The sequence below is a fragment of the Candidatus Saccharimonadia bacterium genome (genome assembly GCA_035544015.1).
GTDB lineage: Bacteria > Patescibacteriota > Saccharimonadia > UBA4664 > UBA4664 > UBA5169.
The window spans coordinates 1-16,793 of sequence record DATKIP010000095.1 but is presented as its reverse complement, the minus strand read 5'-3'; the positions used below and the strand labels follow the sequence as shown (position 1 = coordinate 16,793).

Sequence of the window (16,793 nt, the reverse complement as noted above, 5' to 3'; positions counted from 1 at the left end):
GGTGGGACAGGCTCCCGAGAATTAGATGATAGCAACACCGGCGCGGGCCAATGCCTGCTGGAGATGACCCGCGAGGCTGGCGGCCGAAAGTTCGGTAAGGTCGCTATGAACGCTTATTACTATATCGTAACCTGGCGAAACTGTCGCCCAGTGTTCACGCAGCGCCTCGACGAGGCGGCGGCGAATGTGGTTGCGGACCACGGCGCGCTTCGAGATTTTTTTGGCCACCACTACGACCGCGCGACTCTGGGATCGACCAGAGCGCACGGCTTTAACCGACAAAATGCCGCCGGATCCGCCGTACGTGCCGCGTTTGTAGGCACGGGCGATGTCGGCGGCGGAACTCAGGCGGTGGGCGCGCGCGAGCACGAGACTAGATCGCGACGCGGGCGCGGCCCTTGAGGCGGCGGCGCTTTAGCACGAGGCGGCCGGCGCGAGTGGCCATGCGCTGGATAAAGCCGTGGACGCGTTGGCGACGGCGTTTCTTGGGTTGGTACGTTCGCTTCGACATAACTTTGGTACTTTACGCTATCTGGGGGCCGGAGTCAATATGGTGGGCCGCTGCGGGAACAGACACCTAGCTTGCTCACGAACTCGGCCTGGCTGCTTCATGATGCGCATGCTGGTCTGGCGCTCGCGGCGCTAGGTGTTTGTTCCCTTCGCGGGCTGGGGGCTCGGGGGGGGCAATGAGGCCGCGAAGGAATTGCCCGGGTGGCGCCGCGAGCGCCAGACAACGCGGAGCACTGAATGGCAGCGGGGTTGAGTTCGCGCGCAAGCCACCCGGGCATTTCCGCAGCGGCTGAGGATTCCTCAGAAATCATCCACATGTCACAAGCGTTTTGTCCCCGTGTTGTCCCCAAACGATCACAGGGTTATCCACCGATCGTATATCTGTTGGAAGATGATTTCTGTGCATAAATGAGACCACGAAAAATGATTGATTGTAAGCGTTGTGGAAAAGGCTCATGCTCTTTATGATGGTGTCAGATGTTAGGAGTTGGAGCGGCATGCGGGACGTAAAGGGGCTATGGCAGTCTGTGCTTGGTGAGCTAGAGGTGTCTATTACGGGGGCAAATTTTAATACTTGGTTTCGGCAGACTTCGCTGGTGTCGAATGAGGCAGGCAGCGCGGTGATCGCGGTGCCCAACGTCATCACCAAGCAGTGGCTCGAGAAGAAATTCCACGGCAGCATCAAGGAAGCGCTCATGCGAGCCGACCAGAGTATTCATACAGTGCAGTACAAAGTGGGAACGTCGGCGGCTGCGGCACCCAAGGCGATGGCGCCTCTGGCGGCGAGTTCTGCGAAACGGCCGGTGGCCGGTCGAGGTTCCGAGGCTGGCGGCGCGCCACGGCAGATTTCGATGCCGACTAGTCCCCCGCCGGCTCAGTCGAACCTCAATCCGCGCTACACGTTTGAGAGTTTTGTGGTGGGTTCGAGCAATGACTTTGCCCATGCGGCTTGCCAAGCGGTGGCTAAAAGCCCAGGTACCAAGTACAACCCCCTCTTCATCTACGGCGGCGTAGGGCTGGGAAAGACGCACTTGATGCAGGCCGTGGGCAATGAGATTTTGCGGCGCGACCCCGGCAAGCGGATCGAATATGTGACGATCGAAGGGTTTACGAATGAATTCATTACGTCGATTTCGAAGAAGAAAAACGAGAGCTTCGTCGAGAAATACCGCAATGTAGACGTGCTTATCATCGACGATATGCAGTTTTTGGCCGGCAAAGAGAAGACGCAGGATGAATTTTTCCATACCTTTAATGCGCTACATCAGGCCAACAAGCAGATTATTATCTCGAGCGATAAGCCGCCCAAGCAGTTGGTGATGCTCGAGGACCGGCTCATTTCGCGCTTTGAGATGGGGATCACGGTGGATATTCAGTCACCGGATCTGGAAACGCGGTCGGCGATCATCCAGAGCAAGGCGACGAGCAAGGGCATTGTGCTGCCGCTGGAAGTGGTGGACTACATCGCACGGCATGCACAGAGCAACATCCGTGAGCTGGAGGGTACACTCACCAAGGTGCTGGCGGACGTGGAGCACAACGGCGGCGAGCCGACGCTGGCGCGCATTCAGCGGCTGCTGGCGGCGGACGTGGCGGCGCGGCCGAAATTGCGGCCGGTGTCGCCCAAAACCATTATCGACCGAGTGGCGGCGTATTTTGACCTGGGCGCGGTTGATATTTGCGGCGCCAAACGCGACAAAGAGATTGTGGTGCCGCGGCAGATCACCATGTACCTTATGCGCGAGGAGTTGGGTTTGAGCTACCCGAAGATCGCCGCGGCGATTGGCGGGCGGGATCACACCACGGCGATGCATTCGGTCACGAAAATCGAGCGGCTCATTGAGGCCGACGACAACTTGCGCAGCGATATTGCGGCTATCCGGGAGCGGCTCAATACGGCGGCGATCTAGCACAAGCGTTTTCCTCAGCCAGGGGATAAACTTTGGGGAAAAGCAGTGGATGGGATGTGGGAGAAGCCCGAGAGTGAGCCGGTATTCCCCAGGCGGCAAACGGTCGTCCACAGACCCATCCCCCAAGCGACCACAGAACCAGTCACAGGTTATCCCCGCCCAGTATAGGCATTTAACGGCACCGGTAAGCCAAAAACTGAGTTTTACCCAATATGCACAGGGCTTATGATTATGATGATTACTTTTTATATATATCTGTATAATGAGATAAAGGCTGCGAAGGGGAGGATAAGTTGAGACTAAGTCTGACACAAGAGAATTTGTCTCGGGCGCTGGGTAGTGTGGGACGGGTAGTGTCGGCGCGAGCTAGCTTGCCCGTGCTCTCTAACGTGCTATTGGCGACGGACGGGAATCGTTTGCGGCTGTCGGCGACGAATCTGGAGATTGGGATTAATTACTGGATTGGCTCAAAGGTGGATCAGCAGGGATCGCTGACGGTGCCCGCTCGCCTCTTCGCGGAGTTTGTGTCGAGCTTGCCGCATGGCAACATTGAGCTTTCGGGCGTGGATAATGTGCTGACCGTGAAGAGCCCGCACTACGAATCGAAGATTAATGGTATTTCGGCGGATGAGTTTCCAGTGATTCCCACGGTGACAACCGATCCGGTGCTCACGCTGTCGGCGCCGGTGTTTCGGGACGCGCTGGCGGCGGTGGTGGTAGCGGCGTCGGCGGACGAGGCGCGGCCGGTGTTGGCCGGCGTGTATATGTATGTGGATGATGGATCGCTGTTTGTGGTGGCTACCGATTCGTACCGGTTGGCTGAGAAGCGTCTGGAGCTGCCGGAGGGCGCACCAGAAGCGTTTTCAGTGCTGGTGCCGGCTCGGACGATGCAGGAGCTGGTGAAGCTTCTGGGCGAGTCTGAGGGCGAGGTGGAGATTTATGTGGATGAGAACCAGGTGATGTTTCGGATTGCCGACGTGGAATTGGTGAGCCGACTGATCGAGGGGCAGTTTCCGTTGTACCGGAAGATTATCCCCGAGAAGGCGGAGACTTCGTTTGATATTGCGACGGCGGAGTTGGCGCGGATTACCAAGGTGGCGAGCTTGTTTGCTCGTGAGAGTGCCGGCAGCGTGAAGCTCGAGGTGAAGCTGGAGGGCGAAGTGAGCGTGGCTTCGAACGACTCGGAGGTGGGGGGCAATACGTCGTCGGCGGAGTGTGAGGTGAGCGGCGAGGACGGCGAGATTTCGCTCAACGCGCGGTATTTGACGGATGCGCTGACGGCTACCAAGAGTGCGATGGTGACCGTGGCCATGAGCGGCAAGCTGAGCCCATGCGTGATCTCGCCGGCCGGCGAGGGGGCGACGGACGACTATATTCATATTGTGATGCCGCTGCGGACTTAGGTTTGCGCGTCGAGGATGAGGCGCTGGATGTCGATCGGGGTATCGTCTTGCATGAGGCTGGCGTTTTGAGCGACCTTGAGGGCGTGATCGAGACGAATTAACTCTTCTTTTAAGCGGAGGGTGCCGTGTGTGGTGATCGTGTAGTGTGTGCGAGGCGTGCCTGTTTTGGCGGTGGGCTTATCCCCCGTTGGCTCAATGTAGGCTTCGTCGGCAAGTTTGTGGATGAGACGATAGATGTTGCTGTCGGGGATGCGAACACTTCCCAATGAGAGATTGGCGATCATGGCTCTGATGGCGTAGCCATGAGCTTCGGTTCGGTTGAGGGCGAGTAAGAGGTAGAACTCGGCGGGCTGTAGGGGTGCGGGTAAATGAGAGTGAGGATACATAGTGTGGCATTTTGAGGTGGGTGTGTTCGGGGACGGGGTCGGCGGGTTTGGGGGATAAATCAGATACAATGGGATTATGATGCTGCGCGAGCTGGAGCTGACGAATTTTCGGTCGTATGAGACGGCGCGGTTTGCTTTGCATCCGGATGTGACGCTGGTGGTGGGGCCGAATGCGAGCGGCAAAACCAATTTGCTCGAGGGTTTGTATGTGCTGGCGTCGACGAGAAGTTTTCGGGCGAAGGATCGGGATTTGGTGCGGCATGGGGAGGATTATTTTCGGATTGTGGGGCGGACTGAGGACACGGAGTACGCCCTTGGGTATGGGGATGGTGAAAAAAAGATTACGCACGATGGGGTGAAACGCACCTTGGTGGGACATGTGGGGCAGATCCAGGTGACGCTGTTTGAGCCGACGGATTTGGAGCTCGTGGCGGGGGCACCGGAGGGGCGTCGCCGGTACTTGGATTTTTTGTTGTCGCAAACCGACCGAGCGTATTTGAGGACGCTACAGCAGTATCGGCGAGTGCTCAAGCAGCGCAATGCCTTGCTGGATGGGTTTGATGTGGGGCGGATTCGGGATCAGATATTTGGGTGGGATGTGAAGCTGGCGGAGCTGGCGGTGGAGATTTATGGGGCGCGCGGGCGGCTTTTGGCGGTGCTGGCGGAGGCTACTCCCCTTCTCTACCGGGATATTGCGGGTGAATCGGTGGAGGTGGCGTTTGAATACCTGCCGAGTGTGACCGGGGTTTACGAGGAACAATTTTTGGAAACCCTGGCCCGCAACCTGACGCGCGATTTGGCGGCGGGGTTTACGACTATTGGCCCGCACCGGGAAGATTTCAAAATTCATTTTAAAAACAATGACATTACGCGGGTGGCGTCGCGGGGTGAGACGCGGACATTGGTGCTTGCAATGAAGCTGGCGGAGCTTGGGTATGCAGAGGAGCGCACGGGGATTCGTCCCCTACTCTTGCTCGACGACGTGTTTAGCGAGCTTGATCGGCAGCGGCGGGGATATCTGCTCAACCGGCTGGAGGGTTACCAGACGCTGGTGACTACGACCGATGCGGACGCGATTACCAAGGAATTTCGGACGGCACACCAGCTCATCGCGACAGAAGCGGCGGCGCATGCTTAACGCGGATTATGCAGAGCAGTTTGAGCGTTTGCGTCGGGAGCTGGGCATGGAGCGCGAGGATGTGCTCGCGAGTGTGCAGACGGTGCTCGACGCGTGGTATCCGGGGCTGGTGCGGGCCAAGCGGCTGCATCAAGGTGTGCTGCGGCTGGTGACGGCCAGCGCGAGCGTGGCCGGCGAGCTGCGCCTGCGGCAGGTGGAACTGCTGGCGGCAGCGCGGCTGGAGGGCGTGCGGGTGGCGATTAGTATTGGGCAGTTGAGCTAGTTGTTGGGCTGGTCGATATCGCGCAGGATTTCGATGGGAACGGCGGGGAATTCTTTGGCGGAGAGAATGATGCGGGGTGGGGTGGCGATTTTCCATTGGCCGTTTTCGCGATGCAGGACCAGGCGGTAGACATCGCCGTTTTCTTTGGGATGGGGCGGGTTTTGGATGAGGGTAGTTCCGTACCAGTCGCCGTCTTTGTAGAGCTGTTCTCTGCCTCGCTTGAAGCCCGTGAGGGCCTTGGGGTAGGCGGCAGCGATAATGGCGGTGATGGCCGCCTGCTGGGTGCTTAGGAGTTTGGCGAGATAAGCGTTTGAGTAGCCGGGGTGGATTTCGAGGGTTAGGTTATTGTCGCCGACGGTGAACGGAATGGGGGTAGTGTTGGCGTCGGTACCCGCGGGAACGGCGGTGTATGTGCCTTTGGATAGCGAGACGTTGCCGGTGGCGGTGAGCGAGGCGGTTTTGGTGGACTTGTCTTTGTCGATGCGGTTGATGGTGATGGTGATATTTGGCTGGGTAATGTTGAGGGTCACGGTTTTGAGCGAGAGACGGTAGCTGACGGCGAAGAGCGCGATGGCTCCGACGGCCACAGCTGATATGGCGATGATGGTTTTTCTATTCATGATGAAAAAGGATCCTGGTAATCACGAAATATGATCTTGAAATCGGTGGGATCGAAGCCGAAGCTACGGATTTTTTCGACGGCTCCGTTGCGGTATCCGGTAGGCGAATCGATCTCGATGACGATGGAGTTGCCGGTGGGGTCGGTTGGGTCAAGGCGGTAGCCGATGGTGTAGAGGAAATTCTTGTACGGTAATTGTTTGACGATGGGGTTTTTGCCGGCAAAGTTTTTGCCAAAGGTGGCGTCGCGGGCGGCTTCTCTGCCCTCTCGTTCTTGGTAGAGATTGGCGTGATCATGGGCGTAAACGCGGGCGGCGTTGGTTTGCGGGATGAGCGCAATGTCGATGGCGGCGTCAGTCTGGCCGGCGGTGAAGTCGTAGCCGGTAGAGGCAGAGGCAAAGCCGTCGCGGGCAGCGGTGACGGTGTGTTTGCCAGGATCAAGGTAAGCAGTGCCGGCTTTGGCGGCTTTCCCGTCTATCTTGAGGGCGGCGTCGGTGGGCACCAGGTAGACTTTTACAGCGACTTTTCCGGATTGGGTGGCGCCGGGGGTGAGGCTGAGGTAGGCGCCAACCAGTATGAGAATTACGCCGATTACGAGACTGGCATAGAGGAGATTTTTTTTGGTACGGGGGTTGTTCATGGCTACTTCTTTCTAAACCATTCAAAAGGGGCTTCGGTGGGGCTTTGGGCGGTGTCGGCCATGGGTGACCGGTCGCCGAGTGAGGCTGATGCTATCTTAGCGCCAAATCCAGGGATATCGCCAACCCACACGAAGGTGTGTCCGTTTTTGATGGCGACGTCGCCGGGTTCGAGGTCGGCTGGGTTGATGGACGAGGCGGGACCGAGAGACTGCCAGTTGGCCCGGGCCCAGGCGAGCTGCGTGGGGGTGCCACCGGCTCCGGCCATGCCGGAGTAGTTGTAGGTGGGCTCGAATCCGCTATTGATCATGAAGAGCGTGACAAAGCCGCCGCAATCGACGCCGTTGAAGCCGCCCACGTAGACGCCTTTTTGCTGGGCAGCTTTGACGGCGGCATTGTATCCCGGGGTTTTGGTGGTGTAGCCTGAGCCGCGGTAGTCGGGCCAGGCGTAGCTGAGTAAGATCTCGGGGAAGTTGCCGGTGGGGGCGGCGACGCTGTCCTCGCAATTGAGGCCCCCGGTACTGCCGCCTACGCCGATGCCACTGTTGTAGGCATCAAAGGCTTCTTGGGCCGCACCGCCCCGGTTGTGGATGACTTCGGCGGGAGTGTCATTGGAGACTTCAAAGTTGTTGTGCCAAAACACCGTGGCATCTTGGACGGTTTTTTGCTGGAGCAAAACGGACCATTCGTCGTCGCCGCTGCCAAAACCGGTGGCGGTGACGGGTCGGTTGTTGCTTTCTTGGTAGAGAAAATTTAGCTCAAGGAGCATGAGGGCGTCGTTTTGGGCCACCGTCATGCCGTCGGGGATGTAGCCGGTGGAGACGTCGGTGGGTCCGGCAAATTTCATATCGTAGAGGGGCGCAAGGGTGGTGTCGGCCCGAACGAGCCGCAGAAGGGCGTCGCGGCGGCCGCCGTCCCACTGGGCCAGTCCCCAGGCGTGGGCGCCGAGTACGGAGCCTTGGTTTCGGGCTGGGTTGAAGCCGGATTCGGCGAACATGTTGCCGATAACGCCGGCGGCTTGTTCGGCACTGAGGCTCTTGCTGCGGAGCCAGTTCCAGATTTTTTGGCGGTTGTCTGCCCCGGCTAACGTGCCAAGGCCTGTGCCGCTGGCGAGGGCGTTGCAGTCGGCGTCGTTTTCCACATAGTAGATGCTGTCGTTGATGAGGGAATTTTCGTCGACGGTGGTGATGGCGTGGACCCCTCCTGGCATGAGCGTAACGAGGGTGAGGAGGGCGGCGGCGAAGAGGCGTTTAATTGTCATTGCTGGCATCCGTGGTGACATGAATGTGGGAGCATTCATCGTAGCCGCTGTGAATGGTAGCGGGGATGTTGGCCGGGAAGCATTTTACGGCTTGGGCGACGCCGCCGCCGTTGGGCAAGAGGTTGGCGATGTATTCGGCGAAGGCTTTGTCGACGGCGGGGTTTTCGCCGTCGGCGGGGGTGCCGGGCGGGCTGGCGTGGCCGGCGTTGCTGTTGCGGCCCTGAGCGTCTACGAGGTTGTCGACATCGAAGGCTTTGCCTTTGGGGTGTGAGAGGCTGTCACAGCGGTGTGGAGTGATGATGTTCGAGAGTCTGATGTTGAACCCGCCGGCGCTGGCGGTTTGCTGGAGGGCGTAGAGAAGATTGGGGTCGAGGTGAGCTGGCCTGTTGCAGGATGAGGAGTTGTTGATTTCTTGCTTGGCGGCTGCCGCTTGGAGGTCTCCGCGGGCACCGACGGGGTCGATGTTGGGGTTGCCTAGGATGGCGGTGGCCAGGCGGGCGGCGCAGTCGATGAGGTCCTCGCTGGCTTGGCAGGCTGCGGAGGGGGCTGGCGTAGTGGGGGCGGGGGCGGCTCCGCTGCCCTGGAAGCAGGGTTCGTCGGTGGCGGCGCAGTTGATGCCGCGGACGATGTGGACGTAGAAGAGCTCCATGCGGTAGCGCAGGAAGTCGTCGTTGGCGGTGATGCCGAGGCCGTTGTCGTCGTAGATTTTTTGAACGACGGTGTCGCCGGGGTTGTCGGTGCGGCTGCCGCTGCCTTTGACGCCGGTGACCATGCCGATGCCCTTACAGATTGCGTCTTTTTCGAGCTCCTGTGGGGCGCGGGCTGCGTTGACGAAGCAGTGCATGAGGTCGTCCATGTTGGTGTCGTCGCCGTTGGCGGGTGCGTACTCGGTGGGGTCGCCGAGGACCGAGAGGCGGGTTTTGTCGGTGCCGGGGATGGCTTGACCCAGGTAATCTTCGTTGGCGATCATGTCGGGGTATTTGTCGATTTCGGCTTCGGTGAAGCCATAAAACTGGAAGCGGTAGGGGTTGACGCTGTCGAGATCGGCGGCGTGAGCGGTCTTGATGCTGCCCATGAAGATGGAGCCGAGGTTGGAGGTGAGGTTTTTGGGCAGGCTGGTGAGGGCGGCCAGTGCGGTCTGGGGGGTTTGGGGGACCTTCATGAGTATGCCGGCGGCGATAGAGTCGGTGTTGTTGAGGTCGAAGGTGCGGTAGAACCAGCCTTTTTCGCGGGCGATTTGGACTTGATCGTTGTGGGCGGCGTTGACGAGCGCGAGCTGCTCGTCGTCGCTGATTTGGCGGCCGCCGTAGTTGCGGGTGTAGTCTTCGGCCGAGAGCTGGAGGCCGGCGTCGCCGTTGTTGAACATGTCGACGGAGTTTTCGACGCCGGTGATGGCGATGTTGGCGGCGGCGGAGAGGATTTTGGGCAGGGCTTCGGTAAATATGTAATATTGGATGGCGGCTTGAGCGGCGATGACGGCTATCTCCGAGGCGGAGGCGGTGAGGAGGGCCGAGGCTAGCTCGATACCTTGGATGATCCAGCCGGTGACGCCGGTGACCACTTTGCATAGGAAGCCAACGCCGGAGACATCCATGACGGCGTTGACGCGATCGACGATTTTTTGGAGGGCGAAGCCGTCGGGGCTGCTGGCTTCGCTAAAGTCGGGGTTGAAGTATTTGCTGGTGGCATCGGTGACGACGGGATCGCCGGCCAGCCGTTTGGCAGCGGCGGATTGGTCCCAAGCTTTGCGGTCGAGGGAGTTTTGGTCGGCGGATGCGTCACCCTCGTAGATTTCCATGACCTGGGCGAATTTGTCGATGTCGAGGTTTTGGCCGGTGACGAGTTGAGACGAGAGGGTGGGCAGGAGGTTGCCCATGCGTTCGAGCTCGTCGACGCGCTTGATGAAGCCTTCGGTGGCGGCGTTGGCGGCGACCTCACGAATGGTGCAGACGAGGGCCAGAATGGCGGTGAGACCAAAGAATTTGCCGCCTTTCTCCCTGATGACCTTGGCACCCGCCCTGAGGGCGGCGAGTTTGTTGCCGGTTTTGGCAAAGGTGTCTTCGACGGCCTGTACGCCGTCCCTGGCGTCGCCGGCGCTTTTGGGGTCGGCTGGGTGGGTGTCGCTGGGGTCGGGGGCCTGGCCGGGTTTGAGGAGTTCTTCGTTGGTGGCGCCATGAGTAATCTTTTCGCTAAGGAGTTTTTTGACGTCTTGAACTTTTTCTTTCGGCCAAAACTTAAACGAGACGCGGCCGTGGTAGCGCATGACGTCGAGATAGCGTACGCGTTTGAGGACGCGCCAGGGGGCGATGCGGTCGGTGACGAGTTGGCCGATGGCTTTGCGGCGGTCGAGGAACGAGGATTCCGAAAAATCTTTGAGCAATTCGCCCGTGGAGGTGTTGCGGATGCCGGTGAGGCGGCCGGTATGGGCGTCGAACTCGAGCTTGAGGTTTTCGTTGGCGAGCGTTTTGGTGAATTTGTCGAGCGGGGTGAGCTTGAGTTTGCGACTGAGGAAGCCTTCGCGTGGCGTGGCGCCGCCGTTTTCGGCAGATTTGAGTTCAAATAGTTTGGAAAAACTGCGCAGTGACATTTTGCGCTCGAGGCGTACCTTGGGGCCAAATTTGGCTTCGAGCTCGGCTTTGGCCATGTGGAGAATCTGGAACGGGATGCTGATAATGGTGATCACGGCCGAAATAAGCGCAAAAACGAGCGCGACGGCGCCGTAAATAACGCCCTTGGGGTGTTTTTTGATGTAATTGGCGAAGCGGTTGCCGGCGGCGCTTTTGGGGGTGCCGCCGAATTTGTAGGGGTCGGGCTTGTTCTGCGGGGACGGGTTGGTGGTTTTGGTGGCGGGGCCGCCGGTTTTGATGGGGGGGCTGGCGAGAGACTGTCGAGGTCCGGCCGGGGCAGTGGCTCTGGTCTGGTTGGTGGGGCTAGGGGCGGTGGTTTGCGGGGAGGATTGGGTTTGTTTGGGGTCGTCAACGAACATTATGGGGCGCGCAGGGGCGGCGGCTTCGGTTTTTGGGGGCGCGTCGAGCATGACTTGGCGGCCTAGGGGTGCAGTGGTTGGGGCTTGGGTTGCTGGCGGTGGCGCGTAGGTTCGAGGGGCGGCGGTTTTGGGCTTTTGGGCGAATTTGCTCGGGGGTGTGCTGGATTTGGCTATTTGCGGCTCAATGTGGAGGCGAGGGGTGGGCTTATCGATCTTGGGCGACTGGGCATACTCCCCCGTCGGCCTGGGGGTGCTGGCCGGCTGGGAGGTGTTGGAGGTTTGGTCGGACGACGGGAGATTGAGCTTGGTGTTGAGCTTGGGCCGGAGGTCGCCGTTGGACCGGGATCCAGCCGATCTGAAGCCGGTGCCAGCCATTATGTGGTCTCCTGCGGCGCTTCGGAGGATTCGGCGGAGGCGGGGGCGGCGCCGGGATTCGTGGAGATGAGCTGGGTTTCGGTTTCGGAAGCGAGGATGCGGATGATGACATGGTTGAGGCCGGCGAAGAACAGGCCCTCCCCTACTGGGAATTGGCTTAAGCGGTTTTTTTCTTCATTGGTGAGCTTGAAGGTTTCGGCGACGATGTCGGTGGCCGATGGGGCTTGTTTGAGCAGGAGCTGGAGGCTGGAGTTGGCGACCACGGCGCGCCCCATTTTGCTGCCCAGGAAGTCTTCGACGTCTTGGGAAATGGTGGTGAGGCCGAGGTAGTATTTGCGGGCGCGTTTGGCGAGGCTAAACATGAAGTTGGCGGAGTCGTCGTACTTCATGAGTTGCCAGGCTTCGTCCACGATGAGCATACGCTTGCGGCGGTCGGATTTGACCTTGTTCCAGATGTAATTGAGCACAATGTACATGCCCACGGGGCGCAGGACGTCTTCGAGGTCGCGGATGTTGAAGACGAGGAAGGGGTTGTCGAGCTCAACGTTGGATTGTTCGGAGAAGATGCCGGAGAACGTGCCGGTGGTGTATTGGCGCAGGCGTTGGGCGAGGCTGGGGCCGTTGCCGGTCATCGAGGCTAGGGTGTTGTAGAGGTCGTTCATGGTGGGCGGGGTGGCGCCGTGGGTGAGCGGGTCGCGGGTGATGCCGGCGCGGGCGTAGGTGTTGATGATGGCGGCGTCGAGGTCGGCCTCTTCGCCGGGGGTGATGGGGCTCGACAGGGTGGCGCCGGTGGAGTTGTTGACCGTGGCGCCACCCATCATGAGGCGCAGGAGGCCGTGAAGCGAGATGATGTTGGCCTGCAGGGCGTTGTCGGCCTCGTCTTGGTCGAAGACGCGCGGGAGGTCGAAGGGGTTGATGCGAGTGGCGGAGGCGAGGCTGAGGCGCAAGTAGGTGCCGCCGACGGCTTCGCAGAGCTGGCGGTACTCGTCTTCGGGGTCGATGATGATGCATTCGACGCCGATCATGAGGCTGCGCAAGGCCTCGAGCTTGATGGCGAACGACTTACCGGCGCCGGACTTGGCGAACACGACCATGTTGGCGTTTTCGAGCGAGAAGCGGTCGAAGAGCACGAGGCCGTTATTGTGGCGGTTGAGCCCGTAGAGGATGCCCTCGTTGCGCGAGAGTTCGCTGGAGGTGAAGGGGAAGCTGGTGGAGAGGGCGCCGGTGTTCATGTTGCGGCTGATCTGGAGCTGGTCGGTGCCGATGGGCGTGGTGGAGTTGAAGCCCTGCTCCATTTGCATGGTGGTGGGCTTGGTGTACACGAGCGATTGGCCGAAGATGCCTTCGATTTTGCGCGTGACCTGGGTGAGGTCTTCGAGCGTTTCGGCGTACATGGTGAGGTAGAGGCCGAAACGGAAGAAGCGCTCCTCCCCCACTTGGAGTTTGTCGCGGAGTTCCTCGGCGTCTTGGATGGCGGCTTCGAGGCCAGGGTCGCGCACGAGGCCTTTTTCTTGATTGATGGTGTAGCTGGCTTCCATCTGGCCGACTTTTTTGCGCAGGTTGGTGAGCACGGTCTGGCTCTCTACGGGGTAAATGTAGAGCGAGATGTCGATGAGCTCGTCGAGGTTGATAATGGGCGACAGCCAGCCGGTGAAGACTTGGCGGGGGTAGCCGTAGACGTAGATGGTCTTGCAGAAGCGTTTGCCGAGGCGCAAGTAGCCGGATTCGATTTCGATGCTGGGGGGCGCGATGAGGTCGCGCATGGTGACGATGCCCTGGCGGTAAATAATGTCGGCCTCGCGCTGCTCCTGAACCTTTTGGAGTTGCTCAAGTTGCGATTGGTCGATGCTGGGGGCTTTTTTGCCAAAAAGTGCCATTAGACTGGTGACCCCGGTAGCGGTCCGCGCGGAGCGGAGCCGTCGCCTTTGGTGACTGACGGGGTGCCGATCTGGGCGACATCGATGAGCTTCTGGTTGGCGGCGACATCGGGGTTGTACCAAGAATAGTAGAGGTCGACGAGCTCCTGGGTGCCGAGCGAGATGGCGCGCAGGCCCATTTGGCTCATGCCGTTGGCTACGAGGGCCATGCGCTGGGAAAGCTCCTGCTTGTATTTGTGGAAGTCCTCCTCGGTGACGGTGATGAGGGGTGTGGGCTCGAAGGCGGCTTTGAGATTTTCGATGAGGTTACGATTTTTTTGGGCCGCCATCACGGGGAAATACGGCACCACGACGTAGAATTGTTTGTCCATGATGTTTACTTCCTCGACGAGTGATCGGATGTTGGCGATGTAGTCTTCCATGAGCGAACCGAGGAGTTCATTGGGTTGTTCGGCGCGGAGGCCGTCGAGCTTCTCGAGATAACTGGTGATGTCGATGCGTTGGCTTTTGATAACGATCTGGACCGGGAAGTGGAGCGAGTTTAGGAAGCCTTGGTAGGCGCCTTCGACGGCTTCTTGCTCGCCGCCGCTCATGAGGTCAAAGTTGATGGCGCTGCCGAGAATGACGCCTCGGAGTGAGCCGTCTTTCATCACGACAATACCGTCCTTGATCTCGGAGATCAGGAGGGTGTCTTGGGCACTTTTGCCGGTATGTGCATTGGCGTTAGCTGCCATTGATAGGAATCTCCACCGTTTGACCATCAGGCAGTTGTACCCGGCGGGTAGCCTGGGCGGCGATCTGCGAGACGGACAATTCATCACTCTGCGTAGCTAGTTGTAGTATATCGCTGGCGGGTGCGGCTGTCACGCCGCTTGTGCTTATCGGGGCGGGGGCATTGGCGGCGGCGGGTTTGACGGCTTTGCCGGTCATTTGCTGCATGGCTTCCTCGCGGACGTCCTCGGCGGCGGTGCGCAGCAGCTCGGCCAGGTTTTGGGCGAGCGGGCTCTGCTGGAGATCGAGGATGTCTTCGGGTATGTCTTCGGGCGCGTGGGGTGTGGGCGGCGGAGGCGGTACCATGCGGTCGGTGTGGGCGGTGATGGGCAAAGCCTGGGCCGAAGCCTCCTCTGGGGGGTGGTTCCAGCCGCGCGAGTCGATGAGGTTGGCGAGTTTTTCGAGCTCACTGCGCACCTCCACGGAATTGCGCTGGGTGGCTTCGGCGGCGTGGATGGTGGGGTTGATGTGGAAGGTTTCGATGAGGTCGTCTTTGGTCCACACGCGGCGGCGCGAGGCGGCAAAGTATTGGACGCCGGCGATGAGCAGCTGTTCGAAGCTTTGGCCGTCACGGTTGTAGAACGCAAGGAGTAGGAGTAGGAGCGCGGGCGGGAGGCCAACGATCACCATGAGGGCGGGAATGGTGCGAAAGATGGCAAAACATAGCACTGCCCAGCCAAAACCCATGAGGGCATAGATAAACTCCTTGAACGTAAGCGGTCCGAGGATTTTGTCTTCGGCTTCGACGTCTTGTGGGACTTTGTATTGACCCATAGGATGGTGCGGCTCATTTCGGGAATGCGCCGCGGTACCTCACAACTAACTGCATTAAGCTTACGCTAAATGGCGTTGGGGGCCAAGCGTTGCGGCTAAGCGGCGACGGGGTCGTTGGCGAATCGGCGATTAATGACGTCGAGTTCGGGCGGGAGGATTTTGCGCTTGCCGGTAGTGTCGGTGGGATCGGGAACGAGCGGAATGTTGGTTTTGTATGGAACGGCGTAATCGGGGTCGCCGGGGCTGAGGGTGTGGGCCTCGTTGTATATCTTGGCGGTGGTGTCGTCGAAGACGCGGGCGTATTCCCATTCGCGTTTGGGGGCGTCGGGGTGGTAGGCATTGTAGAGAGCGGCTTTGGGAACGGTGGCGCCGGCGGCGACGCTCGTGGGCAGGCCGGTGGAGGGGTCGGGTGGATGGGCATTGTAGGCTGTGGCCTGGTCGGCGGTGAGGATGGCGTTGCCGCCGAGGAGGGCTTGGATTTTGCCACCGCCACCTTGAACCCTACCGTTTTGCTCGACGGTTTTCATGATCTCGGTGGTGTTGATTGGAGTACCCTTGGAGTCTTTGGCGTCGTAATCGGCCAGAATTTCGTTGATCTTGGGGTCTTGGATGAAGCGGTACATTTCTTGCCAGTTGTCGGCGTCCATCTTTTTGACCAGGTCGGGGTTGCTGAGCATGGAGAGCATGTTGCCAACGGCGGCATCGGCCAGGGCGGGTTGGTCTGCGAGGTGTTGGGTGACGTAGGTGTGGTAGTCGCGCTTGGTGGTCCAGCCGGAGGCGGCGTAGGCCTCGGACGGGAAGCCGTCGTAGCCGGCGGCCACGGGGACGTAGAAGTCGCGGGCGACCTCGCCCGATACGCCGGAGCGGCTCTGTTCCCAGAGTTCGCGGGCCATGCCGCCGAGGAGGGTGGGGTCGACGGTTTGGGTTTCGGTACGGCCAAAGACGCGGTGCTGGATGCGGCGCATGGCGTCGCGGCCTTGGTTGGTACGGCCGAGGCTGTTCATGATGGCGATACCCTTGTCGTGTTGATTTGACTTGAAGGCGTTTTCGGCTTGTCGCTCGAGCTGCAAAATGTTGTTCATATCGGGTTCAAAGCTCTTGATGCGGTCGCGGATTTTTAAGGGCTTGCCGGCAGCGTCTTTGGCGACTTTGTATTGGACGGCAAACCCGCCCGGCTCGGTGACGTCGGGGATGTAGTTGCCGGCGGGATCGCGCTCCAGGATGAGGTTGCCGGCGGAATCGCGCTCGGGGACGGGGACGTTATTTTCGTCGAGTTCGAGTTGGTCGAGCTCGACAAGGTTGGGGTCGTTGCCGGCTTCTTCGGCGCGTTCGGCGAGGATTTGCGATTGGGCGCGCCGGCCAGCGCCGGCCTCCGCCTGCTGGAAACTCCGGTTGAGCGCCTGGCCGGGGCGGGTGAGCTCGTAGCGCTCGCGGTCGGCGCCTTGCTGGGCGGCGATGGACGCCACTTGGGACTCGGTGCTGACGGCCAGGCGCTGGGCGGCCTCGAGGCGGTTGGGGGAGGCGGCGGCTTGGTTTAAGGCCGCGACTTTGGCGTCGGCGGCGACGGCTTGGTCGACGGCCGACTCGTAGGCGGCGGTGCCTTGGGCGGTAATGGCCGACTGCTCCATTTCGGCGCGCATGGCGGCGATTTCGGTGGGGGTACCGGTCTCGAGGGTGTCCTTGACCTTCTTCTCTTTGGCGGCGTAGGCGGCGTTGCCGGCTCGCGTGCCAGCCTCGGCGGCTTCCTTTTCGGCGTCTTTGATGTCTCGGCCGGCGGCAATGGCGGCGGCTTTGACGCGGGCGTGGGTGGCGTTGTAGGCGTCGTTGCGGGCTTTTTCGACCGGGGCTTGGCGCAGGGCGGCTTCGTGGGTCTCAACGGCGCCC

Annotated in this window: 15 protein-coding genes; 4 read left to right on the top strand and 11 right to left on the bottom strand. The window is 60.2% G+C overall.

What is annotated here, in order from left to right:
- Window positions 1–21: 21 nt before the first annotated feature.
- Window positions 22–369 carry a ribonuclease P protein component gene (rnpA, locus tag VMT30_08730; protein ID HVQ45012.1) on the bottom strand — a complete coding sequence of 116 codons (348 nt, stop codon included), beginning with the start codon at window positions 367–369 and terminating at the stop codon, window positions 22–24.
- Window positions 370–373: 4 nt separating this feature from the next.
- Complete coding sequence (rpmH, locus tag VMT30_08725) at window positions 374–511, bottom strand: 50S ribosomal protein L34 (protein HVQ45011.1); 138 nt, start codon at window positions 509–511, stop codon at window positions 374–376.
- A gap of 496 nt (window positions 512–1,007) precedes the next feature.
- On the opposite strand from rpmH, the gene dnaA reads away from it, so the two are divergent.
- Together dnaA and dnaN are read left to right on the top strand one after the other, a co-directional pair.
- Window positions 1,008–2,420, top strand: coding sequence for a chromosomal replication initiator protein DnaA (dnaA, locus tag VMT30_08720; GenBank protein ID HVQ45010.1), 1,413 nt, complete (start codon window positions 1,008–1,010; stop codon window positions 2,418–2,420).
- 293 nt (window positions 2,421–2,713) lie between these two features.
- Entirely contained in the window at window positions 2,714–3,823 is a 1,110-nt protein-coding gene (gene dnaN / locus VMT30_08715; GenBank protein HVQ45009.1) for a DNA polymerase III subunit beta, read from the top strand.
- Here dnaN and VMT30_08710 read toward each other — a convergent pair.
- Window positions 3,820–4,209 (bottom strand): helix-turn-helix transcriptional regulator, encoded by a 390-nt coding sequence (locus VMT30_08710; GenBank protein ID HVQ45008.1) that lies wholly within the window; start codon window positions 4,207–4,209, stop codon window positions 3,820–3,822. The genes dnaN and VMT30_08710 overlap by 4 nt on opposite strands.
- 76 nt (window positions 4,210–4,285) lie before the next feature.
- Between VMT30_08710 and VMT30_08705 the strand changes: the two genes are divergently transcribed.
- Window positions 4,286–5,347 (top strand): DNA replication/repair protein RecF, encoded by a 1,062-nt coding sequence (locus tag VMT30_08705; GenBank protein ID HVQ45007.1) that lies wholly within the window; start codon window positions 4,286–4,288, stop codon window positions 5,345–5,347.
- The gene (locus VMT30_08700; GenBank protein ID HVQ45006.1) at window positions 5,340–5,609 is read left to right on the top strand and encodes a hypothetical protein; all 270 of its coding nucleotides are present in this window, start codon (window positions 5,340–5,342) and stop codon (window positions 5,607–5,609) included. The genes VMT30_08705 and VMT30_08700 overlap by 8 nt, the downstream gene beginning before the upstream one ends.
- On the opposite strand, the gene VMT30_08695 is transcribed toward VMT30_08700, so the two are convergent.
- The 8 genes from VMT30_08695 to VMT30_08660 all read right to left on the bottom strand — a co-directional run.
- Window positions 5,606–6,229 (bottom strand): hypothetical protein, encoded by a 624-nt coding sequence (locus VMT30_08695; GenBank protein ID HVQ45005.1) that lies wholly within the window; start codon window positions 6,227–6,229, stop codon window positions 5,606–5,608. The two genes, VMT30_08700 and VMT30_08695, sit on opposite strands and share 4 nt — an antisense overlap.
- On the bottom strand, window positions 6,226–6,867 hold the full coding sequence (locus VMT30_08690; protein HVQ45004.1) for a hypothetical protein: 642 nt from the start codon (window positions 6,865–6,867) through the stop codon (window positions 6,226–6,228). Before VMT30_08690 ends, VMT30_08695 begins: the two co-directional genes overlap by 4 nt.
- 2 nt (window positions 6,868–6,869) lie before the next feature.
- Window positions 6,870–8,126, bottom strand: a complete 1,257-nt coding sequence (locus VMT30_08685; protein ID HVQ45003.1) for a phage tail tip lysozyme — start codon at window positions 8,124–8,126, stop codon at window positions 6,870–6,872.
- On the bottom strand, window positions 8,116–11,487 hold the full coding sequence (locus tag VMT30_08680) for a hypothetical protein (GenBank protein HVQ45002.1): 3,372 nt from the start codon (window positions 11,485–11,487) through the stop codon (window positions 8,116–8,118). The genes VMT30_08685 and VMT30_08680 overlap by 11 nt, the downstream gene beginning before the upstream one ends.
- Window positions 11,487–13,364 (bottom strand): conjugal transfer protein TraC, encoded by a 1,878-nt coding sequence (locus VMT30_08675; GenBank protein ID HVQ45001.1) that lies wholly within the window; start codon window positions 13,362–13,364, stop codon window positions 11,487–11,489. Before VMT30_08675 ends, VMT30_08680 begins: the two co-directional genes overlap by 1 nt.
- Window positions 13,364–14,098 carry a hypothetical protein gene (locus tag VMT30_08670; protein HVQ45000.1) on the bottom strand — a complete coding sequence of 245 codons (735 nt, stop codon included), beginning with the start codon at window positions 14,096–14,098 and terminating at the stop codon, window positions 13,364–13,366. The genes VMT30_08675 and VMT30_08670 overlap by 1 nt, the downstream gene beginning before the upstream one ends.
- Entirely contained in the window at window positions 14,088–14,909 is an 822-nt protein-coding gene (locus tag VMT30_08665) for a PrgI family protein (GenBank protein HVQ44999.1), read from the bottom strand. Before VMT30_08665 ends, VMT30_08670 begins: the two co-directional genes overlap by 11 nt.
- Window positions 14,910–15,004: 95 nt before the next feature.
- The coding region (locus tag VMT30_08660; protein HVQ44998.1) for a hypothetical protein at window positions 15,005–16,793 on the bottom strand (1,789 nt) is incomplete at its 5' end.